The organism is Streptomyces sp. NPDC028305 (genome assembly GCF_055569495.1).
The window spans coordinates 186,807-209,669 of sequence record NZ_JBVHTN010000002.1 but is presented as its reverse complement, the minus strand read 5'-3'; the positions used below and the strand labels follow the sequence as shown (position 1 = coordinate 209,669).

Genomic DNA, 22,863 nt, shown 5'->3' with positions numbered 1-22,863 from the left:
CCCTCAGGCAGTGACTCAAATCTTTCCGTACGATCCTACAAGTGCATTGGTGCACGCGTATGCACATAATGAAAGGAGGGTGCCCCGGCACCGTTCTCCCCGCGGCAACATTCCTGGAAGGTGAGCCACGCATGAAGGCCCACGAACACCCTCATCCCCCAGCCCCGGCAGATGCCCACCCGAAGGCGCACGCGTCGGCTCATGACCATGGGCACGACCACGGGCATGACCACGATCACGGGCACAGCCACGACCACGGGCACGACCACGATCACGACCATGGCCACAGCCACGACCACGGCGAGGGCCGCTGGTCCCGCTGGAAGCACCAGGTCACCCACGTCGTGAAGCCGCACTCGCACGAGGCGGCGGACAAGGTCGACTCCGCGATGGAGTCGTCCGCCGAGGGCATGCGCGCCCTCTGGCTCTCCCTGGCGATCCTGGGCGCCACCGCGATCTTCCAGACCGTGGTCGTCCTCATCTCCGGTTCGGTGGCGCTGCTGGGTGACACCATCCACAACTTCGCCGACGCGATGACCGCGCTTCCGCTCGGCGTGGCCTTCGTCCTGGGACGGCGTGCGGCGAACCGCAAGTTCACCTACGGCTACGGGCGCGCCGAGGACCTGGCCGGAATTGCCATCGTCCTCACCATCGCCGCCTCGGCGGCCCTGGCCGCCTACGAGGCCATAGACCGGCTGATGAACCCGCGCGACGTCTCCCACCTGGGCATCGTCTCGGTCGCGGCGGTCATCGGCTTCATCGGCAACGAATGGGTGGCCCGCTACCGGATCAGGGTCGGACGGAAGATCGGCTCGGCCGCCCTGGTCGCCGACGGACTGCACGCCCGCACCGACGGCTTCACCTCGCTCGCCGTGCTGCTGGGCGCCGGCGGCGCCGCGCTCGGCTGGCAGCTCGCCGACCCGATCGTCGGCCTGCTCATCACGGCCGCGATCCTGCTCGTCCTCAAGGACGCGGCACGCGAGGTCTTCCGCCGCCTCATGGACTCCGTCGACCCCGCCCTCGTCGACAAAGGCGAGGCCGCGGTGCGCGAGGTTCCCGGGGTGCGCGGCGTGAGTGAGCTGAGGATGCGCTGGATCGGGCACAAGCTGCGCGCCGAGGCCACGGTCGAGGTGGACGGAGGTCTGAGCGTACGGGAGTCGCACGGCGTGGCGGTCGACGTCGAGCATGCGCTGATCCACGCGGTGCCCCGGCTCACCGCCGCCCTGGTGCACACCGACCCGGCTCTCGGACCGGACGTGGACGACCCCCATCTGGCGCTCGCCCACCACATGACATGACATCAGGCCCCGGCTGACACGGCCGGGGCCGCCACATCGGGCATTCGTCCAGCCCCATTGGCGTCAGGGTCCTGGATCCATTCGGCATGCCCTTTTCCGGGAATTCAGCTGCCGCCCGCCCATTCCGGCTTCGACGAGCAGGTGACATGACGGCAATGGGTTGTTTACAAAATATCATCGACAACCTATCGACAGCGCCGTCATCGCCTCCTACCTTCGTCAACCAAGCGCCACCTCCCCGATTCCGGCCATCTTCGGCCGCGCCGACTCCCCGAACGCTGGGAAGTCTCAGTTGTCCCGATCGGATCAGTGAGACCCATGAACAAACCGCGCTTGGCCCTTGTACTGACAGCAACGACCCTGACGCTCACGTCCTGCGGAATGGGCGGCCAGACCTCCAGCGGCAGTGACGCCAAAGGCGCTCGGTCCATCGTGGTCGACGAACCGTTCGCGCCGGCCGCCAACTGGGCCCTGGAGACCGACGACTCCTTCGTCCTCAGCAAGGCGGGCTGCCTGGAGACCCTGGTGAAGTACCAGACGGGCGGCGGGATCAAGCCGATGCTCGCCGCCTCGTGGAAGCAGACCCGCCCGACCACCTGGGACTTCACCCTCCGCTCGGGAGTGACGTTCCAGGACGGCTCCCCTCTCGACGCCAAGGCGGTGGCCGGAGCCCTGAAACACGCGCTCGCCGCGAAGACTCCGGCCCCCGGCTTCTCGCCCGACACGATCGCCGGCGTCACGGCGGTGGACGGCTCGACCGTGCGGATCACCACCCCCGCCCCCGACGCCCTGCTGCCCTTCCGGCTCGCCGCCCCCAACACCGGAATACTCGCCCCGAAGGCGTACACCGGATCGTCGACCGATCCCGAAGGAACGTGCACCGGCCCGTTCCGTATCACCAAGGAAATCCCCCAACAGGCAATCCAGCTCAAGCGCAATCCGAAGTACTGGAACGGCCCGGTGAAACTGGCCTCCGCCGAGGTACGGTTCATCGCGGACGGCGCCAAACGGGCCACCCAGATCCAGACCGGGGAAGCCCAGATATCCAGAAAGCTCCCCGTCCCGAGCGTCCAGGACCTCAAGGGGAACTCCTCCGTCGAGGTGCTGACCGAACAGCTTCCCCGAACCACGGAACTCGTCCTCAACAACAAGAAAGCCCCCTTCGACAATGAGAAGGTGCGGCAGGCGTTCCAGGCGGCGATCGACACCAAGGCGATCACCGACGCCGTCTACCAGGGGGCGGGGCGGCAGGCCGTCGGCCCGTTCGGCCCCGGAGAACCCTGGACACCCGACGGGGCCGCCCCGGTGAAGGCCGACCCGGCCAAGGCCAGGGCCCTGCTCTCCGAGGCCGGGGTGAAGCCCGAGTCGATCAAAGTGTCCCTGATCGCCTACAACGAGGGATCGGGCTTCTCCGATCTCGCCGCCATCATCCAGCAGGAGCTCAAGGCCATCGGCGTGAAGGCGAGCATCCGCACCGCCGACTACGCCTCCGTGGAACCCGACCTGCTCTCCGGCGACTTCCAGGCCGCCCTGCTCTCCCGCAACCACCTCGGCGACATGCCCGACCCGCTGGGCTACCTGACCGCGGACTACACCTGCAAGGGCAGCTACAACCTCTCGCACTACTGCGACCCGAAGACCGACGCCCTCATCAAGAAGGCCGCTTCCGCGAAGGACCCCGAAGCCCGCTACGCCGACTACGCCAAGGTCGCCGCGGAGCTCCAGTCCCGCGCCGTGGACGTCTTCCTCGTCCACGAGACCGAGTCCGTCGCCGTCGCCTCCGGCCTCAAGGGCTTCGCCGTCCACCCGTACTACACCCTCACCGCGAACCTCTCCCTCGGCACCAAGTGACGCCGCACCACCCAAAGGAGCACGCTGTGATCGACTTCCGGCCCAAGTACATCACGTTCGACTGCTACGGCACCCTCACCGCCTTCGGGATGTCCGCCCTCACCCGTGAGCTGTTCGCCGACCGCGTCGCGGCCGAGCGGATGGAGGACTTCCTCGACGACTTCGAGGCGTTCCGGATCGACGAGGTGCTGGGCGCCTACCAGCTCTACCCCGACGTCATCAGGCACGCGCTTCAGCGGGCCTGCGCCCTGTGGAACATCGAATACCGCGACACGGACGGCGCGGCCATCGTCGCCGCCGTGCCCACCTGGGGTCCGCACCCCGATGTGCCGGACGCGCTGCGCACCCTCGCCGAGAGCTATCCGCTGGTCATCCTCTCCAACGCCGCGAACGACCAGATCGGCGGCAACGTCGAGAAGCTGGGCGCCCCGTTCCACGCCGTGTACACGGCCGAGCAGGCCCGTGCGTACAAGCCGCGCTTCCAGGCGTTCGAGTACATGCTGGAGCAGTTGGGCTGCGCCCCCGATGAGATCCTGCACGTCTCCTCGAGCCTGCGCTACGACCTCATCCCGGCCCACGATCTGCGGATCGCCAACAAGGTGTACGTCAACCGGCGCTATGAGCCCAGCGTGCCGTACTACGGCTACCACGAGGTGTCGGCCCTGTCCGAACTGCCCGCGCTGCTCGGGCTGTGAGTGCCGTGAAGACCGTCCCGTACTGGCTGGACACGTCCCCGGCCGGCCCCGACCGCAGCGCGGTGGAGATCGGTGGCCGCACCGATGTGGCGATCGTGGGCGCCGGGCTGACCGGGCTGTCCGCCGCGCTTCATCTGGCCCGCAAGGGCGCCCAGGTCACCGTGCTCGAGCAGGAGAGCGTGGGCTGGGGAGCGTCGGGACGCAACGGCGGTATGTGCACCACGGGGCTGGCCATCGGCTTCCTCACCGCCGTGGAGCGCTACGGCCTCCCCACCGCCAAGGCCGCCTACCTGGCCTACAACGAGGCCATCGACACCGTCGAGAAGCTGGTGGTGGAGGAGGACATCGACTGCGACTTCGCCCGCACCGGAAAACTCAACCTGGCCGCCAAGCCCGCGCACTACGAGCGGCTGGCCCGCACCCATGAGGCACTCGCCGACCTGATCGGCTACCCCACACAGCTGGTCCCCAGGAAGGACATCAGGTCCGAGATCGGATCCGACCACTACCACGGCGCGATGGCGGATCCTCAGGGCGCGGGCCTGCACGTGGGCAAGTTCGTCCGCGGTCTGGCCGAGGCCGCCGCCGCCCAGGGGGTGCGGATCCTGGAGAAGGCCCCGGTCACCAGGGTCCGCCGGGTCAGCGGCACCACGCACGATGTGACCACCCCCATCGGCACCCTCCGCGCCGATCAGGTGCTGGTCGCCACGAGCGGCTACACCGGCTCCCCGTTCCGCTGGCTGCGCAACCGGATCATCCCCGTCGGCAGCTTCATCATCGTCACCGAACCGCTTCGGCAGGAGGTGGTCGACGAGCTCATGCCCACCCGCCGGATGGCCTCCGACTCCAAGAACATCCTGTACTACTTCCGCATCACCCCCGACAACCGGCTGCTGTTCGGCGGGCGGGCGCGGTTCGCCATGTCCAATCCCCAGTCCGACCGGAAGAGCGGACAGATTCTGCGCAAGGGGATGCTCTCGGTGTTCCCGCAGCTCGACGGCGTGCGCATCGACTACCTGTGGGGCGGTCTCGTCGACATCAGCCTCGACCAGATGGTCCACTCCGGCGAGCGGGACGGTCTCTACTACTCCCTCGGCTACTCGGGCCACGGGGTCCAGATGGCCACCCACATGGGCCGGCAGATGGCCGATGTCATGGACGGCCGGCCCGAGGCGAACATCTGGCGCGGCATGAAGTTCCCGCGGGTCCCCGGACACTTCGGTCCCCCCTGGTTCCTGCCGTTCGCCGGGGCCTACTACCGGGCCCTCGACATCATCAGGTAACCCACCGCCCACCTGCCGGAAGAGCCCGGAAAGGAGGAGTGAACGATGGTCAGATTCGCCGTGCGGCGGCTTCTGGTGCTGCTGATCACCCTGCTCGCCGTATCAGCGGCCACCTTCGCCATCCCGTACGCCTCGGGCGGCGATCCCGTCCGGACGATCCTGCGGTCCAGAGTCTCCGACCAGGCCCTCGACCCCTCGGCGATCGCGGCCCTGCGCTCCGAGCTCGGGCTCGACCGGCCGATCCTCGTCCAGTATCTGAACTGGCTCGGCCATGCGGTACGTGGGGACTTCGGCCTGTCCTTCACGAGCCGCACCCCGGTCGACCAACTGCTGTCCACCGCCATCGGCGTGTCCGGCACCCTGGCCGTCATCGCCATCGGGCTGGCCTTCCTCGCGGCCCTGCCGCTGGGCACGCTCGCCGCGATGCGGCCGGGGAAACGGGTCGACAACGGAGTGACCCTGGTGACGCAGAGCTTCGTCGCCGTCCCCGAATACTGGCTGGCCCCCATCCTGGTGCTGGTCTTCTCCCGCTACCTCGGCTGGCTGCCCTCGGCCGGATGGCGCGACCCGACGTCCATCATCCTGCCCGCCCTCACCCTCGCGCTGCGGCCCATGGCCTACTTCACGCAGGTCACCAGAGCGGCGATGAGCGATGTGCTGGCATCGCCCTATATGACCGCCGCCCGCAGCCGGGGACTGAGCGGAGGCCAGGCCCTGCTGCGGCACGGGCTGCGCAATGCCCTGCTGCCCGTGATGACGCTGTTCTCCCTGTGGTTCGCGGGGCTGCTCGGCGGGTCGGTGGTCGTGGAGGTCATCTTCGCCATCCCCGGAATGGGCCGGCTCGTCTACAACGCCGTGGTCAACCACGATGTCCCGCTGATCCAGGGCGGAATCCTGTGCACCGTGGCGCTGGCGGTCCTGATCACCACCGCGACCGACCTTCTGTACGCACTGATCAACCCGGCCGTGAGGGTGCACGATGGCGCTGTCTAGCTCGCTTTCCCACGATCCGGTGCCCGCCACCACCCCCCGGCGCCTCGCCCGCCGGACCGTCACCGGTCTGCGCGCGGTCACCGGCCGGCACTGGACGCTGCGCCTCGGCGCCGTGGCGCTGGCCCTGGTGCTGATCGTCCTGCTGCTCACCCCGTGGATCGCGCCGTACGACCCGGCACACCAGGACCTCGGCCGGCGGCTGGCCGGGCCCGACGCCCACCATCTGCTCGGCACCGACCAGTTGGGCCGGGACATCCTCAGCAGGCTGATGTACGGCGGCCGCTTCTCGGTCTCCATCGCGGCGGTCACGCTGCTGCTCTCCGCCGTGATCGGCACGGTGATCGGAGCCTTCAGCGCGCGGCGCGGCGGGGTGGTGGACGAGGTCGTCATGCGCACGACCGACCTGCTGATCTCGATTCCCGACGTGATCGTCGCCCTGTTCCTGATCGCGGCCTTCGGCACCGGCTACGGCATGCTCGTCGCGGCCCTGACCCTCGTCGGCTGGACCCCCTTCGCCCGGCTGATGCGGGGCCTCGCCCTGGAGATCAGCAGCCGGGAGTACATCGAGGCCGCCGAGGCGCTCGGCTGTTCCAAGGCCTTCATCGTCTTCCGTCATGTCATCCCCAACGCGCTGCGGCCCGTGCTCTCCCTGGGCTTTCTGCGGTTCGGCCACAAGCTCATCACCGTCGGCGGGCTGTCCTACCTGGGGCTGGGCGTGCAGCCCCCCGACTCCGACTGGGGCGCCATGCTGCTGGACGCCCAGCCGTACATGGAGCGCCTCCCCCTGCTGGTGATCGCGCCCGGCGCCGCGATCTTCGTGACGGCGCTGAGCGTCACCCTGATCGGCCACGGCATGGAGCTGAAACGCAAGAGGAGGACGGATGCCACGTGACATCACGCCGCCGGCGGTGCCGTCGGCTTCCCCGGTCCGCCGTACCACGCTCACCGCACAGGTCGTGGAGCAGATCCGGTCCCGGCTGCTCACCGGCACCTTCCCGCCCGGCTCCCAGCTGGGCGAGGCCGAACTCGCCGAATCCCTGGGGGTCAGCCGCGGCCCGGTGCGCGAGGCCCTCGCCCGCCTCGTCCACGAGGGACTGTTGCTGAGCCAGCCCCATCGCGGGGTGTTCGTGCCGCTGCTCGGCGAGGCCGACGTCCTCGACATCTACTACGCCAGGGAGGCGCTCGAGGCCGCCGCCTTCCGCCGGGTCATCACCTCGCCCAGACCGCCCGGCCTGCTGTCGGCCCTCGGCGAGACGGTGGACGAACTCGCCCGTGCCACGCGCACCGGTGACTGGTCGAAGGTGGCCGACCTCGATGTGCGGTTCCACTCCCTGGTGATCGAGGCGGCCGGCAGCCCCCGGCTGACCCGCATGTTCGGCACCGTGATCGCCGAGACCCGGCTGTGCCTGAACCTGCAAGCCGACGCCGACCCCGCGCGGCTCGACCTCGTCGACGAACACCGGGAACTGGCGCGGCTGATCGCGGGCGACGACGTCGACGCCGCGCTGGCCACCCTCGCCCAGCACTTCGAAGAAGCCACCGTGACCGTGCGGAACCGCCTTCGCGCGGTCCGACGCTGAAGGGAACCCGGACCATGCGCCTGCCTCACCGTCCCCCGCCGGCCCCCGTGACCACCGGCGACTCCGCGCTCGAGATCCGGGACCTGCGGGTGGAGTTCTCGGAGCCCGGTCACGCCTCCGCCACCCCCGCGGTCGACGGCCTCGACCTGACCGTCCGGCGCGGCGAGATCGTCGCGCTGGTCGGCGAGTCGGGCTCCGGCAAGACCATGACGGCGCTGAGCGCCATCGGGCTGCTGCCGCCCGGCGCCCGGGTCACCGGTGGCCGGATCACCCTCGGCGAGGAGAACCTGACCGCCCTTCCGCCGAAGCGGATGAACCGCATCCGCGGTCATCGGCTGGCCATGCTCTTCCAGCAGCCCAAGGTCATGCTCGACCCGACCTGCACGGTGGGGAGCCAGGTCGCCGAGCCGCTGCGGCTGCACCGAGGGTTCAGCCGCCGCCAGGCGAGGGCGCGCGTCGTGGAACTCCTGCGCGACGTCGGCATCCCGGAACCCGAGCGCAGAGCCGCCTCGTACGCACACCAGCTCTCCGGCGGCATGGCGCAGCGGGTGATGATCGCGGCGGCCCTCGCCGCCGACCCCACCATGATGATCGCCGACGAGCCGACGACCGCGCTCGACGCCACCGTCCAGGCCCAGATCCTGCGGCTGCTCCGCCGCAAGCAGCGCGAGTCCGGCATGGCCGTGCTGCTCATCACGCACGACCTCACCATCGTCACCTCGATCGCCGACCGGGTGGCCGTCATGTACGCGGGGCGGGTGGTGGAGGAGGGATCGGTGCGCGAGGTCTTCGACGCCCCCGAACACCCCTACACCCGCGCCCTGCTGAAGGCGTCGCTGCTCCAGTCCGAGGAGGGCAGGCTCTTCTCCATCCCGGGCAGCGCGACCCAGTCCCGCGGCCTGGACCGCGGATGCCGGTTCCAGCCCCGATGTCCGCTCTCCCAGGACCTGGGCATCACCGGCCGGTGTTCGGGCGCCGAGCCGCCGCTGCACACCCACGGTGGTGCGCACCGCTGCCGCTGCTGGGCGTCCCAGCCCGGCGGCGAGCCCGTCGGCGAGGCGGTGGCCGTATGACCGCGCTCGTGGAAGCGGACCGCGCCCCCGGCCCCGCGGCGGGAGAGCCACTCGTCGTCGTGGAGGACCTGGTCAAACACTTCCCGGTGAAGGGCCGCGCGTTCGGCGGCAAGAGCTATGTCCACTCGGTCGACCATGTGTCGTTCACCATCGCCCCCGGAGAGGTCCTGGGTCTTGTGGGTGAGTCGGGCTGCGGCAAGTCCACCCTGGCCAGGGCCATGCTCGGGCTGACCCCGGTCGACTCCGGGCGCGTGTTCTTCGACGGCGTCCATGTCGCCCGGACCAGGGGCCGCGGCCGCAAGGCCATGCGCCGCTCGATGCAACTGGTCTTCCAGGACCCGTTCGCCGCGCTGGACCCGCGGATGCGACTGGGCACCAGCCTCGAGGCCCCGCTCGCCCAGCACGGCCTGGGTACCCGGGAGGAGCGCCATCAGCGCATTCTCCAGGTCCTCGGCCAGGTGGGGCTCGACGCGTCGTTCCTCGGCCGGCGCCCGGGCGAATGCTCCGGCGGCCAGCTCCAGCGGCTCGTGGTGGCCCGCGCCCTGCTGCTCCGCCCACGCCTGCTGATCTGTGACGAGCCGACCTCCGCGCTCGACGCCTCGGTCCGCGCCCAGATCCTCAACCTCCTCGTCGAGCTGAAGGACGAGCTGGACCTGACCCTGCTGATGATCTCCCACGACCTGCGCGTCGTACGGCACATCTGCGACCGGGTGGCGGTCATGTATCTCGGCGAGATCGTCGAAGTGGCCTCCCGGGAGGAGCTGTTCGAACGCCCCGCCCACCCCTACACCCGAGCGCTGCTGGACGCCTCGCTGCCGGAGGCGTCCGCCGGGGAGGGCGAGTTCGGCGCGCTGCGCGGTGAGCCGCCCAGCCCGGTGAGCCCGCCCTCCGGGTGCCGCTTCCACCCCCGCTGCCCCCTGGTCGGCGAGCGGTGCCGCACCCAGGCCCCCACGCTGGGCGCGGGCCCCACGGGCCGCCTCGTCTCCTGCCACTACCCGAGCGCGTGACGCGCCGCCCGAACGAAGAGAGCGAGCCGATGACCACTGTCGAGACCGCGCCCGCCACCCCGCTGACCTGGCGGCCGCCCGCCGGGGCGCTGTGGTCCGGGAGATGGGTGGACGGCGCGTCCACGATGCCTGTGCACGATCCGGAGGACGGCCGCCTGCTCGGCCATGTCACGGACACCAGCCCCGCCGAGGTCGACGAGGCCGTCACCGGCGTGGCCGCCGCCGTCGCCTCCGGGGCGAGCTGGCCCGCCTGGAGGCGGCGCGAGGCGCTGGAGGAGGCCGCCGGGCTGGTCCTGCGCCACCGCGAACGGCTGGCCGAAGTGATCTCCCGGGAGGGCTGCAAAACGCTGCGGGAGGCGAACGGCGAGGTGTCCCGCGCCGCGGAGACCCTGCGGCTCTCGGCCCAGCAGACCCACCGCCTCACCGGTGAGACCCTGCCGTTCTCCGACACCTCCCGCGGCGAGGGCCGGCTGGGCTGGTACACCCGGGAACCGGTCGGGGTGGTCGCCGCCATCACCCCCTTCAACGACCCGCTCAACCTGGTCGCGCACAAGGTGGGTCCGGCCCTGGCCGGCGGGAACGGCGTGGTCCTCAAGCCGGCCGAGGCCACACCGCTCACCGCGCTGGCGTTCACCGAGATCCTGCTGGACGCCGGGGTGCCCGCCGGGCGGATCGCCGTCGTCCCGGGCACCGGCGGCGGTGCGGGCCACGCCCTGGTCAGCCACCCGCTGGTGGACCTGGTGTCCTTCACCGGCGGCCACCGGACCGGAAACGCGGTGGCCGGCGCCGCCGGAGCCAAGAAGACCCTCATGGAGCTGGGCGGGAACAACGCCGTCCTCGTCCTCGACGACGCGGACACCCGGGCGGCCGCACAGGCCGTGGTGGCGGGGGCCTTCGGCGTGGCGGGGCAGAACTGCCTGTCGGTGCAGCGGGTCTTCGTCGCCGCGCGCGTCTTCGCGCCCTTGCTCCGGGACGTGCTCTCGGCCACCGAGAAGCTGCGGGTCGGCAGCAAGGCCGATCTCCGTACGGACATCGGTCCGCTCATCAGCGAGCGCGAGGCGCGCCGGGTCGAGGAGTGGGTGCGGGAGGCGCGCGAGGGCGGCGCCGTGGTGCGCGCCGGAGGCCGCCGGGACGGCACTTTTTACCGGCCGACCGTGCTCACGGACGTCCCGGCGGACGCGAAGGTGATGACCGAGGAGATCTTCGGCCCGGTGCTGGTGGTCGAGCCGGTCGCCACGGTGGACGAGGCCGTCGCCCGCGCCAACGACACCCGCTACGGCCTTCAGGCGGGCGTCTTCACCACCTCGCTGGACACCGCCTTGGACATCGCGGAACGGCTCCGGGTCGGCGCGGTGATGATCAACGACAGCAGCGACTTCCGGATCGACGCGATGCCCTTCGGCGGGCCCAAACGGTCGGGCGTCGGCCGTGAGGGGGTGCGGTATGCCGTGGAGGCCATGACCGAGCCCAAGGTCGTCGCCGTACGCCGTGGCGCATGACCGTCTACCGTCTCAGTCGTGCGGCGGAGCCCCGGTGACCATGTGATCGGCGTGGTTGACGGCCTCGACGACCAGCCGGCGCAGGTGGCCGTCGTGGAGCGAGTACACCGAGCGGCGGCCCTCCTTGCGCACCTGGACCAGCCCGGCCAGCCGCAGCTTGGCCAGGTGCTGGCTCACCGCGGGGCGGGCCGCCCCGCTGGCCTCGGTGAGGGTGTTGACATCGGCCTCGCCCCGGGCGAGGGACCACACCAGATGCAGCCGGGTCGGGTCGGAGAGCAGCGAGAAGACATGGGCGGCCGCGGAGAACTGCGCCGCGCCGCTGGGATGCGTATGCGACCTGGTCGGGGTCGCCGGCCCGTCATTCACCGGCATCCGCCGGCCCAGCGAGCTGATTGATGCATGCGTGCATTCATATGCACATAATGGTACAGGCGCATGCATGGTGTCCAATGCGACCCCCGTCACGCCCCGGCGCCGCTGTCCGCCGAGAATGGCCACCGGTGAGATCAGGGCCCGACCGCAACAGCTTCGCAGGGAATGGCATGACAGACGGCGCACAACACATCCACGGCACCACCCGCGCCCTGGACGGCACGGCCCTGGCCTATCAGCTCCAGGGATCCGGGCATCCGCTCGTGCTCCTGGCCGGACAGGCCAACAACCACCACTGGTGGGACGGCATACGCGAGGACTTCCACGCCACGCACCACACGATCACCGTCGACTACCGGGGTACCGGCGCAAGCGGCAAACCCCAGGACGGCTACTCCACACCGCAGTTCGCCGAGGACGTGATCACAGTCCTGGACCAGTTGGGCGTCGAGCGCGCCGATGTCTACGGGACGTCCATGGGCGGCCGGGTCGCCCAATGGGTCGCCGCCCGCCACCCGGAGCGGGTCCGGCGCCTCGTCCTCGGCTGCACCTCACCCGGCGGCCCGCACGCCGTCGAGCGCGACGCCTCGGTGCGGCGCGCCCTCGCCCAGGCGGATCCGGGCGCCGCGCGCGAGGCCCTGCTGGATCTCATGTACTCCCCCGCCTGGCTGGCCGCCCACCCCGGCCCGTACTCGACCCTCGGCGATCCGGACATGCCCGCACACGCCCGGCGAGGCCACCTGCGGGCCAGCAACGAGCACGACGCCTGGGACGCCCTGTCCGACATCGGCGCCCCCACCCTCCTCCTGCACGGCGACCAGGACCGGCTCACCCCGCCGGACAACATCCCCCTGCTCGCAGCCCGCATCCCCCACGCGACGACGCATGTCTTCCCCGGCGCCCGACACGCCTACTTTGAGGAGTGCCGGTCGGCGGCCGGCGCCCTGGTCTCCGGATTTCTCACCGCGGAGCGGTGGTGAGCGGACGCGTGGCCCCGGGGCCGGGCCCTCGGCGCGCGCGATCGGCCCGGAGCTGATCTGCTGGTTGAGGGGCCTTCGTACCTGTTCTCCGGAGGAACCATGAGTCGCTATCGAGTCGCACAGGTCACCGCCCCGGGCGGTAGGTTCGAGCCGGCCGAGCGCGAGGTGCCGCGGCCGGGACCCGGCCGGGTGAGGATCGCCGTGGAAGCGTGCGGGATCTGCCACAGTGACGCGCTCTTCGTGAACGGCGGACTACCGGGCGTGTCGTTCCCCGAGGTTCCCGGACACGAGATCGCCGGGCACATCGAGGAGCTGGGCGAAGGCGTTCAAGACCGTGGATGGCAGGTCGGTGACCGGATCGCGGTCGGCTGGTTCGGCGGCAGCTGCGGCTACTGCGGACCCTGCCGCGAGGGCGACTTCGTCGTGTGCCAGAACCTGAAGGTCCCGGGATGGGCGTACGACGGAGGCTTCGGCGAGCAGGTCATCGCCCCCGCCGACGCCCTGGCCCGGATCCCCGACGGACTGTCGGCGAGCGACGCGGGGCCGATGGCCTGCGCGGGCGTGACCACGTACAACGGGCTGCGGCGCAGCTCCGCCCGGCCGGGCGATCTGGTCGCCGTGCTCGGACTCGGCGGCCTCGGGCACCTGGGGGTGCGGTACGCGGTGGCGATGGGCTTCGAGACCGTGGGGATCGCCCGCGGCGCCGAGAAGGCCGACTTCGCCAAGCAGCTGGGCGCCCACCACTACATCGACAGCACCTCCGGCACCCCGGTCGCCGAGGCGCTCCAGTCCCTCGGCGGCGCCAAGGCCGTCCTGGCCACCGCCGGAAGCTCCGAGGCCATCACGGCCACCGTGGACGGCCTGGCCCACCGCGGGGAGCTGGTGGTGATCGGAGCGGACGCCGCACCGATGGCCATCACCCCGGCCCAGCTGCTCATGCACGCCCGCGTCGTCCGGGGCCACCCGTCCGGCACCTCGCGGGACGTGGAGGACACCATGGCGTTCAGCGCCCTGCACGGCATCCGCCCGATGACGGAGACCGTGCCGCTGGACCAGGCCGACGAGGCCTACCAGAAGATGCTCGCCGGCAAGGCCCGCTTCCGGATGGTGCTCACGGCAGGCTGATCGCCACGGGAAGGTGGCGGGGGCCGCGCAGCACGGCGTTGGCGCGGTACGGCGGCGGGTCCTCCAGCAGCCGGAAGTCCTCGACCCGGCGGAAGAGTTCGGGCAGGGCGAGGTGCGCCTCTATGCGGGCGAGCGGGGCGCCGAAGCAGTAGTGGATGCCGGTGTAGAAGCCGAGGTGCTGGTTGTCCTGGCGTTCCGGCATGAACCGGTCGGGGTCCTCGAAGCGCCTCGGGTCGCGGTTGGCCGCGGCCAGCATGAGCCAGACCGGGGAGCCCTTGGGGATGGTGGTGTCGGCGACGTCGATGTCGGCCAGGGCGGTGGTCCACGGGACGAACTGCACCGGGGGCTCGTAGCGCAGCACTTCCTCGATGAGCGGGGTGGCCAGGTCCGGCTCGCGTTGGAACCGCCGGAGGATGTCGGGGTGGCGCAGCAGGGTGAGCGTGGTGTTGGTGATCAGGTTGACGGTGGTTTCGTGGCCGGCGACCAGGAGCAGCACCGCCGTGGCCACCAGATCCGCCGGTGTCATGCTGCCGCCGGGGCCGGTCTCGGGGGCGAGGGCGCTGAGGATCCCCGGGCGGGGATGGCGGCGTGAGGCGTCGATCAGGTCGGACAGGTAGGCGCCCATCGCCTGCCGTGCCGTGTCCGCCTGTTCCTGGCCGCTTCCGCCGGGGTGGGGGTCGACTCCGGACGCCAGGGCGTCGGCCCAGCCGTGGAAGCGCGGTTCGTCCTCGCGCGGCACGCCGAGGACGCGGCAGATGGCGGTGACGGGAAGGGGGTAGGCGAAGTCGTCGACGATGTCGACCTGGTCCTTGCCTTCGAAGGCGTCGAGCAGTTCGGTGACCACCTTGGCCAGGTCTCCGCGCAGGTCGTGGAGGAACCTGGGGCTGTGCGGGGGTCCGAAGGGGCGATTCGCCGTGTTGCGCAGCCGGTCGTGTTCGGGCGGGTCGGTGAAGATGAAGCTCGGCGGCAGGCCGGTGTCCTCCTCCGTTTTCCCGAAGCGGGCGTAACCGGGTGAGCGGTTGCTTGTGTCGTTGCTGAGCCGTGGGTCGTTGGCCAGGCTCTTCACCTCGTAGTAGGTGCTGACCAGGTAAGTGCCGTCGTCCTCCCGCGTGACCGGCTGCTTGCGCAGTTCCGCGAAGAGGGGATAGGGATCGGCTCGGTTCGCGTAGTCGGTGATCTGCGCGGAGATGGTGCCGAGCGTCATGGTGTCTCCTGGGGGCTCCGGGTGTTCGGGGCCGCTGGTCAGGCACGCGACGGGACGAACCGGACACGTCGCTCGCTCGGTGAGTGACCCGTCAGCGTGACGGTGGGCTGGTGGGTGGGGAGGTGGGGGTCGGGGAAGGCGGGATCGACCGGCTCCAGCGTTTCGGTTCGGCGGTCGGCCATGCGGTACTCCGGCGGGAACGACGCGTTGGCCTCGATCTGCTCCCGGTAGAACCCCAGCCACTTTGCACGGTCGAAGAAAGCCGCGGCGATGACGCGGCCGCGGTAGCCGTACACCGCGACGAACCCCTGCTCGGCGAGTGTCCCCTGGGCGATGACCAGTTGGTCGCCCATCGTGGGGACGCCTACGGACTTGATGTTGACGCCGAACTGGGTGGACCAGAAGGTCGGCAGCCACAGATGCGGACTGCGGTCGGGCCCCGCGCAGATCATGTTGTGGGCGGCGATCTCGGCCTGTTCGACCGCGTTGCCCCAGTGCTCCAGCGCCAGGAACTGGTAGTCGAACAGCGGGTGGGGGCTGCGTGCCACATCGCCGGCGGCGTAGATGTCGTCGGTGACGATGCCGTTGACGTCGAACACCCGGCATCCGGCGTCGCAGGCGATCCCCCTGGGACCGGCGGCCAGCCCGGAGCCGGCGAGCCATTCGGTGTTCCGGACGGCGCCGAGCGCGGCCAACGCCACGCCCACGTCGATCGCCGAACCGTCGGACAGATGGGCGCGCCTGAGCCGTCCGGCCTGGTCGCCCTCCAGCGCGGTGACGCTGGTGCCGCAGCGCAGGTCCACCCCGTGATCGCGCTGTAGCCGGGCCGCCACATCGCCGACCACCCCGCCGAGCGCGCCCACCAGCGGCGCCGGGCCGCGTTCGGCGACCGTGACCGCAAGGCCCCGCTCCCGGCAGGCGGAGGCGACCTCGGAGCCGGTGAAACCGGCGCCGATCACCAGCACCCGGGACGGGCGGGCGCCCAGCTTCCGGTACAGCCGGGCGGCGTCGTGCCGGGTACGCAGCACGAACACCCCGTCCAGCGCCGCCTGTTCCGGGTGGAACCAGGGCCGGGCCCTGGTCCCGGTGGTGATCAGCAGGCGGTCGTAGGCCACGGTGTCGCCGTTCGCCAGACGCACCTGCTTGGCTTCCCGGTCCAGGCTCTCGGCGGCGACGCCCAGACGCCACTCGGCGTCGATGTCGCGCCGTCGCGGCAGCGCGGTGTCCTCGGCCCGCGCCCGCCCCAGCAGCACCTGCTTGGACAGCGGCGGCCGGTCGTACGGCTCATAGGGCTCGTCGCCGACCATGGTCAGCGAGCCGGTGAATCCCATGTCGCGCAGGGTCTCCGCCGCGCGCAGGCCGGCCAGCGAGGCACCGACGACGACGATGCGCCCCTTTCGCCGAAGGGCCTCGACGTCGCTGTCAGCCGACACCGGGCTCCACCCCCTGCGTCGGCTCGTCGGAGTAGTCGACGAGGATGGCCTGCACCGGACAGGCCGCCACAGCCTGTTCCACCTGCTCACGCCGCGCCTCGTCGAACAGGGGGGAGAACCTCAGCGCCTCTTCGCCATGCAGAGTGAACACGTCCGGGGCGAGAAACACGCACTGCGCGAATCCCTGGCACCGGTTGAGATCGACGACAAGCCTCATCTGGAACCCGCTCCTTGCTCGGGCCACGGTCGCGCCACGCTCCGCGGCCCCCGCGCTCGGTCCATACGATCGGTCGGCATGCCTCTCCCTCAGGATCAACCCCTTCGGAGCTGCTCGCAAAGCGGGAACGGCTGTGGTTGCCCTCGATTTACCGGGCTTGCGTGTGCTCGCGTCGCGCCGTGGTGTCGCTGCCGTCCCACTGGTAGCGATCCGTGCCGGCCAGGCCCAGGAACTGCAAGACGCGTTCGACGAACTCCTCCCGCAGCTCCGCGAGTGTCTCCGGCACGTTGTAGTACGTGGGGATCATGGGGTACACGGTGGCTCCCGCCTCGGTGACGGCGACCATGTTGCGCAGATGGATGAGATTCAGCGGCGCTTCCCGGAGGCAGAGGACGAGTTTCCGCCGTTGCTTCAACATCACATCCGCGGCTCGCTCGACGAGGCTCTCCGTATGGCCGTGAGCGATGCGTCCGATGACGCCGGCCGCACACGGCATAATGATCATTGCGTCGGTCGGGTAGCTGCCGCTGGTCACCGGTCCGGACATATCGGCCGGGTCCAGGAAGCGTACTTTCGGTGATGTCGCGTCCAAAGCCTCGACCACCGAGTCCGGATCCTCGCCGGTGCGGAATTCGAAGGCCACCAGTTTGCGCCCATTGGCCGACACCAGAAGGTTGATATGGCCGACCCGGTCGTCCCGCTGAAGCGCGGCGAGCAGGCACTTGGCCACACCGGTGCCGCCCGCTCCTGTGACAGCAACTGTCACATTCTGCTGGGTCACGAGTGTCCCTTTCCTGGCTCATCCCCGTGGTTGAGGACCGCTGTCCGTTGCGGTCCGAGACGCACGCTGATCGGTACCTCGCCGTGTGATCGCCGAAACCCCGTCATTCACCCGGGCGGCGTCCACCTGCCGCCTCGGACTCGGACTCGGACTCGGACTCCGACTCAGCGGCGAGGACCTTGGCGCGCACATCCGCCGGGTAGACGCCGTCGAAGGTCGCGGGCGGGACGCGTCCGCTTCCCACCGCCGGGAGCAGCGCGTCGTGCACGACGACGGCACCCCAGCCGTTGTGGAGTTCCTCCTCGAGGAAGCACGGGTACCACGGCATGATCGGCCCGTGCCACTGCTCCTGGCGGAATGACGGATGCACCCGGGTGGCCAGCGCCCACAGGAGATCCGCATCATTCGACGGATCCACATCGTCGTCGAGTACGTAGACGACCGGGGAGAGCCGGCCGACACGGGTGCCGTTCAGTACCTCACCGATGCGGTGCACGAATCGCGCGCTGTCCATCCCCGGCAGCACATCGCGCCAGTTCTGCGGGACCGTGATCACCGTCCAGAAGCAGGCGGCGCCGAGCGGCAGCCAGGCAGTCGTGATGGGCAGTCCCGCCTTCCGCAAGACCGCGACAGCCTCTGCCGAGATACCGGCGGCCGGTGCGACATGCGAGTCGTCGACAGGCCGTCCGGCGGCGGCCAGCGGCCAGATGGGGTTCCCTCGGTACGTGATCGCTTCGATGCCGAACAGCGGCTGTGGCGACGTCTCGGGCAGCGCCCAGCCGTGGAACTCGGCGAACGGGCCTTCCACGGCATCACGCGTTGCGGACAGATGCCCCTCGATGACGACCTCGGCGGAGGCCGGCACGTCCAGGTCGTTCGTCTCGCACCTCACCACGTCGACGGGCCTGCCCAGCACCGCTCCGAGATACGCGCCCTCGTCGACCTCGGTCGGGACGGTCATTCCGCCGACGACGGAAACACCCGGGTCGCCACCCTGGACGAGGGCGTAGGGCATCGGCTCACCCAGGGCCTCCCACTCGCGCCAGATCATGCCGAGGTGCTGACTCGGCAGCACCAGTCCGGTCATGTGCCGGTCGTCGATCATCATGATGCGAGAAATGGACCAGTTCGTCCAACGGCCGTCGGGTGTCCTCGCGACGACCACACCCCACGTGTTGACGTAGGGGCCGCCGTCGTTCTGGTGAACGAACGGGATCGGAAATCGGCCGAGACGAGCCTCGTCACCCAGCAGGATGTTCTCCTTGCAGGGCACCGAGTCGGCTGCCACACGCCGCGGCGGGAGCAGTTGCCTGGCGCCTGCCTCCCTGAGACATTCGACCAGCTCGGCAGGGGTCGTCGTATACGGCAGGCCGAGGGAGAGGGAGATCCGCGCCAGCGGATGCCCGGGAACGCTCGAGAGCGCGCCGGGGGCTCCGATCATGCGGAATCCCTCTCCGACTCCGTCGAGGTGCTCGAAGAACGGGGCGGGCCGGCCGTTCTCGGTGGAGCGTCGCGTGACGGCCGCCGCTTCCAGGTTCGGATCGATCACGCGGGAGATGCGCTGAACATCTCCCAGCGCGTCGAGCGCGGAAATATAGGACCGGAGGTCGGTGATGTCGGCCATCAGTTCCTCACTCCTTTCGATTCGGATGGGTGAGGCATGGGTGAGGGATCGGTGAGGCATGCCGCTCTTTCAGCGTGACGTCGGCGGCGCGATCCTGCCGGGCGCCCAGTGGCTGCCGCGCTGTCCACCCCGTAGCGTCGTGTCTACCGGCGCACACATGGCCGCGTCTCCAGGAAAAGCCACCGTGCTCGTACGAAAGGTGGCGGCTCACGATGACTGCGCAACGCACCGTCCGAAGCGTGACCTACGATCTGCTGCGCTCCTTGGGGCTCACCACCGTCTTCGGCAATCCCGGTTCGACCGAACAGCCCTTTCTTCAGGAATTCCCCGACGATTTCACCTACGTACTGGCGCTCCAGGAGGCCTCCGTCATCGCGATGGCCGACGGCTTCGCCCAGGTCACCGGGCGCCCGGCCCTGGTCAACGTGCACTCCTCGGCAGGTCTGGGAAACGCGGTGGGGAATCTGGTGGCGGCGTACCACGGCAGCACTCCCCTGATCGTCACCTCGGGACAGCAGCACCGGGAGCTGGTGATCGGCGATCCGTACCTGGGCAACCGTGAGGCCACCACCATGCCGAAGCCCTGGGTGAAGTGGTCGTACGAGCCCGCGCGCGCCGAGGATGTCCCGGAGGCGTTCATGCGGGCCTACGCGATGGCCTTGCAGCCGCCCGCGGGGCCGGTCTACCTGTCGATTCCCTTGGACGACTGGAAGCGGCCGCTGGCCGGCTACACCCGCGCCCGGACGGTCGGCAACCGGGTCGCCCCGGACCCGGACCGCCTGCGGCAGTTCGCCGACCGCATCTCCGCCAGCAGCCGCCCCGCGCTGGTCTTCGGGCCGGAGGTGGACCGCGGCGGCGGCTGGGACGCGGCGATCGCCCTGGCCGAGAAACTGCGCGCGGCCGTCTACGGCGCCCCGCTGCTGGACCGTGCCTCCTTCCCCGAGGACCATCCCCTCTTCCGCGGGCCGCTCGGGATGTCCGTGAAGACCATCAGCGACCGGCTGACCGGGCACGACCTGGTCGTCGTCATCGGCGCCGAGGCGTTCCGGTACTACCCCTACGTCCCCGGCGACTACCTCCCGGCAGGCACCGAACTGCTCCAGATCACCGCGAACCCCGAGGTCGCCGCGGCGGCGCGGGTGGGCGACAGCCTCCTCGGCGACACGCATACGGCGATCGGCCTGCTGCTGAACATGGTGGCCGACGGCACCGCACGCACCGCCCCGGCGCCGATGGAGCGGTCACGGGAGCGCCCGGTCAGCCGGACGCCCAACAGCCCGCTCACACCGCCGGAGGTCTACGCCGCGCTCAGCAGGGTCAGGCCGGCCGACGCCGTCATCGTCAACGAATCCACCTCCACCATGGCGCAACAGGTCGAGTGGCTTCCGACGGTCAGGACCGGCTCGTTCTTCGCCACGGCCAGCGGCGGTATCGGCTGGGGCACACCGGCCGCGGTGGGAGTGGCCCTGGGCGACCGGGAAAAGGGCGTCGAACGGCCCGTCCTCGGCCTGATCGGCGACGGTTCGTTCCAGTACTCCGTACAGGCCGTCTGGACCGCGGCTCAGCACAAACTGCCGATCGCCTATGTGGTCATGCGCAACGGCGAGTACTCCATCCTCAAGAGCTTCGCGGTGCTGGAGGAGACACCGGGCGTTCCGGGCCTCGACCTGCCCGGTCTCGACATCGCCACCGTGGCCCGGGGCTTCGGCTGCCGCGCGGTCGATGTCAGAACCACGGAGGACCTGGAGCGCGAGCTCACGGAGGCCCTGTCCGCCGACACCACCACGGTCATCGTGGTGTCCACGCAGCCGCAGAAGGCAATGCTGTAACGCAGCCGACGCGTGCGACGGTGTGCACGCACGAACGATGGGATCTCTGCCGTGCTGAAAGACACCACAGCCGTCGTCACCGGCGCCTCCAGCGGCATCGGCGCCGCCGTCGCGCGAGCACTCGCCGAGGAAGGGGCCACGGTCGCCCTGCTCGCGCGGCGCCGCGACAAGCTGGCCGAACTCGCCGGCACCATCAACACGCGCGACGGCGGCCGGGCGCGGATGTACGAGGCCGACGTCACGCATGCCGACGCCGTACGCGACACGATCGACGCCGTGGCCCGCGACTGCGGCGGCATCGACATCCTGGTCAACAACGCCGGGGGCGGCTCCTGGGGGCCCGCTGTCACCGCCGAACTGGCCGACTGGCACAGCACGGTCGAGCTGAACGTCAACGGAGTGCTCAACGCCACCCACGCCGCTCTGCCTCACCTCACCCGTGCCGCCGCGACCCACGGGCGTGGTGTCGCCGACATCGTGACCATCAGCTCCGTCGCCGGGCGCAGAGTGCCGAGCGCGAACAGCAACGTCTACTCGGCCACCAAGCACGCCGTCGGCGCCTTCTCCGAAGCCCTCCGGCAGGAACTCGCCGAGCAGCATGTGCGCGCCGGCCTGGTGGAACCCGGCATCGTCGCCACCGAGCTGACGACCAGCGGCCACGCCTACACGCCCGAAGCGACGAGCGTCGCCGGATACGGCCCGCTCCAGCCGGACGACATCGCGGCCACCGTCGTGTTCATGGTGACCCGCCCGCGCCATGTCGCCCTCAACGAGCTGCTCGTACGGCCGACGGAACAGACCAACTGACCGGGGCTCAGGAGCAGAAGTCCGCGATGGTGGCGGTGAGGATGTCGGTGAGGCGGTCCAGCGAGGCGAGGTCGACGTACTCGGTGGCCGCGTGGGCGCCCGCCCCGTCCACGCCGAAGAGCAGGCAGGGGATGCCGGCGCGGTCCAGGAGGGCGCAATCGGTCCAGAAGGCTTCGGCGCGCACCGCGGGCGGGTGGCCGAGGGTCTGCTCGGCGTGGCGGGCGAGGGTGCGCACGATCAGGGCTTCGGGGTCGGCCGCGAAGGGCTCGCGGTGCAGGCCGCGGGCCAGGCGGTAGCGGAAGTCGGGGACCGTGGCGGCGAGGCGGTCGAGGACGGCGGTCAGTTCGCGCTCGACGCTGTCGGCGCTCTCGCCGGGGACGGTGCGGCGCTCCAGGGTGATGCGGCAGTGCGCCGGGTAGGTGGAGGGCTCCTCGCCGCCGCGGATGACGGAGGCGTGCACGGTGCCGGTGCCCAGGAGGGGGTGTGCCGGGCCCTGTGCGAGGCGCTGTGCCAGTTCTTCGAGGGCGACCAGGAAGTGGCCGGCCTTGGCGATGGCGTCGATGCCGAGTTCGGGGCGTGAACCGTGCGCGGCGCGGCCTTCGATCTCGACGTCGAACCAGGCGAAACCCTTGTGGGCGAGGGTGACTTCGAGGTGGCTCGGTTCGGTGACGACGGCCGCGTCGGCGGTGAAGGACTCCAGCACCTCCTCGGTGCCCGAGCTGGCGTGCTCCTCGTCGGCGACGCAGGCGAGGATGACATCGCCGCGCAGAGGTCCGTGGGCGGTGGCGCGGGCGGCCGCGACCATCATGGCCGCGATGCCGCCTTTCATGTCGAAGGCGCCGCGGCCGTACATCCTGCCGTCGCGGATGCACGGGTCGAGCGGGTCGCCGTCGTAGTCGGCGAGGCTGACGGTGTCGAGGTGGCCGCCCAGCATCAGGGAGCGACCTCCGCCGGTGCCGCGGGCGACGGCGACGAGCGAGGGCCGGCCGGGGCGCTTCTCCAGGCGGTGGACCTCGAAGCCGCGGGCGGCCAGCCATGCGCCGCAGAAGCCGGCGATGGCGGCCTCGCCGCCCCCGCCGGGGACGAGGTCCGGGTTGACGGAGTCGATGGCGATCAGCTCGGCCAGCAGGCGGCCGGGGTCGGTGTCCGGGGGCTCGGGGGGCATCGAGGACCTTTCGAAGTTCGGCTGCCGGCCGGGGATTCAGCGGCAGG

The 22,863-nt window shown here is 70.5% G+C and carries 21 protein-coding genes; 14 read left to right on the top strand and 7 right to left on the bottom strand.

Features of this window, described 5'->3' with window-relative positions:
- Window positions 1–131 precede the first annotated feature (131 nt).
- The 10 genes from ACZ4WQ_RS07825 (at window position 132) to ACZ4WQ_RS07780 (ending at window position 11,279) form a co-directional block, all read left to right on the top strand.
- Window positions 132–1,298 carry a cation diffusion facilitator family transporter gene (locus tag ACZ4WQ_RS07825; RefSeq protein ID WP_358845095.1) on the top strand — a complete coding sequence of 389 codons (1,167 nt, stop codon included), beginning with the start codon at window positions 132–134 and terminating at the stop codon, window positions 1,296–1,298.
- 432 nt (window positions 1,299–1,730) lie between these two features.
- Window positions 1,731–3,149, top strand: a complete 1,419-nt coding sequence (locus tag ACZ4WQ_RS07820) for an ABC transporter substrate-binding protein (RefSeq protein WP_311722021.1) — start codon at window positions 1,731–1,733, stop codon at window positions 3,147–3,149.
- Between the two features lie 26 nt (window positions 3,150–3,175).
- Window positions 3,176–3,844 carry a haloacid dehalogenase type II gene (locus tag ACZ4WQ_RS07815; RefSeq protein WP_311722020.1) on the top strand — a complete coding sequence of 223 codons (669 nt, stop codon included), beginning with the start codon at window positions 3,176–3,178 and terminating at the stop codon, window positions 3,842–3,844.
- Window positions 3,845–3,849: 5 nt separating this feature from the next.
- On the top strand, window positions 3,850–5,127 hold the full coding sequence (locus ACZ4WQ_RS07810; RefSeq protein ID WP_468022177.1) for an NAD(P)/FAD-dependent oxidoreductase: 1,278 nt from the start codon (window positions 3,850–3,852) through the stop codon (window positions 5,125–5,127).
- A gap of 45 nt (window positions 5,128–5,172) precedes the next feature.
- Entirely contained in the window at window positions 5,173–6,120 is a 948-nt protein-coding gene (locus ACZ4WQ_RS07805) for an ABC transporter permease (RefSeq protein ID WP_311722017.1), read from the top strand.
- The gene (locus ACZ4WQ_RS07800) at window positions 6,107–7,012 is read left to right on the top strand and encodes an ABC transporter permease (protein ID WP_398374125.1); all 906 of its coding nucleotides are present in this window, start codon (window positions 6,107–6,109) and stop codon (window positions 7,010–7,012) included. Before ACZ4WQ_RS07805 ends, ACZ4WQ_RS07800 begins: the two co-directional genes overlap by 14 nt.
- Window positions 7,002–7,700 (top strand): GntR family transcriptional regulator, encoded by a 699-nt coding sequence (locus ACZ4WQ_RS07795; protein ID WP_311722015.1) that lies wholly within the window; start codon window positions 7,002–7,004, stop codon window positions 7,698–7,700. The genes ACZ4WQ_RS07800 and ACZ4WQ_RS07795 overlap by 11 nt, the downstream gene beginning before the upstream one ends.
- Window positions 7,701–7,714: 14 nt before the next feature.
- The gene (locus ACZ4WQ_RS07790; RefSeq protein ID WP_468022109.1) at window positions 7,715–8,773 is read left to right on the top strand and encodes an ABC transporter ATP-binding protein; all 1,059 of its coding nucleotides are present in this window, start codon (window positions 7,715–7,717) and stop codon (window positions 8,771–8,773) included.
- Complete coding sequence (locus ACZ4WQ_RS07785) at window positions 8,770–9,780, top strand: oligopeptide/dipeptide ABC transporter ATP-binding protein (RefSeq protein WP_311722013.1); 1,011 nt, start codon at window positions 8,770–8,772, stop codon at window positions 9,778–9,780. Before ACZ4WQ_RS07790 ends, ACZ4WQ_RS07785 begins: the two co-directional genes overlap by 4 nt.
- Window positions 9,781–9,809: 29 nt before the next feature.
- Complete coding sequence (locus ACZ4WQ_RS07780; RefSeq protein WP_398374122.1) at window positions 9,810–11,279, top strand: aldehyde dehydrogenase family protein; 1,470 nt, start codon at window positions 9,810–9,812, stop codon at window positions 11,277–11,279.
- Window positions 11,280–11,291: 12 nt separating this feature from the next.
- On the opposite strand, the gene ACZ4WQ_RS07775 is transcribed toward ACZ4WQ_RS07780, so the two are convergent.
- Window positions 11,292–11,651: an ArsR/SmtB family transcription factor gene (locus ACZ4WQ_RS07775; protein WP_311722011.1), complete on the bottom strand. Its 360-nt coding sequence runs from the start codon at window positions 11,649–11,651 to the stop codon at window positions 11,292–11,294.
- A 170-nt stretch (window positions 11,652–11,821) separates the two neighbouring features.
- Here ACZ4WQ_RS07775 and ACZ4WQ_RS07770 point away from each other — a divergent pair, with 170 nt between their 5' ends.
- Both ACZ4WQ_RS07770 and ACZ4WQ_RS07765 read left to right on the top strand, forming a co-directional pair.
- Window positions 11,822–12,631 (top strand): alpha/beta fold hydrolase, encoded by an 810-nt coding sequence (locus ACZ4WQ_RS07770; RefSeq protein WP_468022108.1) that lies wholly within the window; start codon window positions 11,822–11,824, stop codon window positions 12,629–12,631.
- Window positions 12,632–12,730: 99 nt separating this feature from the next.
- Window positions 12,731–13,756 carry an alcohol dehydrogenase gene (locus ACZ4WQ_RS07765; RefSeq protein WP_468022107.1) on the top strand — a complete coding sequence of 342 codons (1,026 nt, stop codon included), beginning with the start codon at window positions 12,731–12,733 and terminating at the stop codon, window positions 13,754–13,756.
- Here ACZ4WQ_RS07765 and ACZ4WQ_RS07760 read toward each other — a convergent pair.
- From ACZ4WQ_RS07760 to ACZ4WQ_RS07740, 5 genes are all read right to left on the bottom strand, one after another.
- The gene (locus ACZ4WQ_RS07760) at window positions 13,743–14,960 is read right to left on the bottom strand and encodes a cytochrome P450 (RefSeq protein WP_468022106.1); all 1,218 of its coding nucleotides are present in this window, start codon (window positions 14,958–14,960) and stop codon (window positions 13,743–13,745) included. The two genes, ACZ4WQ_RS07765 and ACZ4WQ_RS07760, sit on opposite strands and share 14 nt — an antisense overlap.
- A gap of 38 nt (window positions 14,961–14,998) precedes the next feature.
- Entirely contained in the window at window positions 14,999–16,393 is a 1,395-nt protein-coding gene (locus tag ACZ4WQ_RS07755) for an NAD(P)/FAD-dependent oxidoreductase (protein ID WP_468022105.1), read from the bottom strand.
- Window positions 16,383–16,610 carry a ferredoxin gene (locus tag ACZ4WQ_RS07750; protein WP_468022104.1) on the bottom strand — a complete coding sequence of 76 codons (228 nt, stop codon included), beginning with the start codon at window positions 16,608–16,610 and terminating at the stop codon, window positions 16,383–16,385. Before ACZ4WQ_RS07750 ends, ACZ4WQ_RS07755 begins: the two co-directional genes overlap by 11 nt.
- A gap of 148 nt (window positions 16,611–16,758) precedes the next feature.
- Entirely contained in the window at window positions 16,759–17,391 is a 633-nt protein-coding gene (locus ACZ4WQ_RS07745) for a UbiX family flavin prenyltransferase (RefSeq protein WP_311722004.1), read from the bottom strand.
- 103 nt (window positions 17,392–17,494) lie between these two features.
- The gene (locus ACZ4WQ_RS07740) at window positions 17,495–19,015 is read right to left on the bottom strand and encodes a UbiD family decarboxylase (protein ID WP_468022103.1); all 1,521 of its coding nucleotides are present in this window, start codon (window positions 19,013–19,015) and stop codon (window positions 17,495–17,497) included.
- A 239-nt stretch (window positions 19,016–19,254) separates the two neighbouring features.
- On the opposite strand from ACZ4WQ_RS07740, the gene mdlC reads away from it, so the two are divergent.
- Both mdlC and ACZ4WQ_RS07730 read left to right on the top strand, forming a co-directional pair.
- Window positions 19,255–20,844, top strand: a complete 1,590-nt coding sequence (gene mdlC, locus ACZ4WQ_RS07735) for a benzoylformate decarboxylase (protein ID WP_398374118.1) — start codon at window positions 19,255–19,257, stop codon at window positions 20,842–20,844.
- 51 nt (window positions 20,845–20,895) lie between these two features.
- On the top strand, window positions 20,896–21,651 hold the full coding sequence (locus ACZ4WQ_RS07730; protein ID WP_398374117.1) for an SDR family oxidoreductase: 756 nt from the start codon (window positions 20,896–20,898) through the stop codon (window positions 21,649–21,651).
- Between the two features lie 7 nt (window positions 21,652–21,658).
- On the opposite strand, the gene ACZ4WQ_RS07725 is transcribed toward ACZ4WQ_RS07730, so the two are convergent.
- Window positions 21,659–22,816 (bottom strand): ArgE/DapE family deacylase, encoded by a 1,158-nt coding sequence (locus ACZ4WQ_RS07725; RefSeq protein WP_385340148.1) that lies wholly within the window; start codon window positions 22,814–22,816, stop codon window positions 21,659–21,661.
- Between the last annotated feature and the right edge of the window lie 47 nt (window positions 22,817–22,863).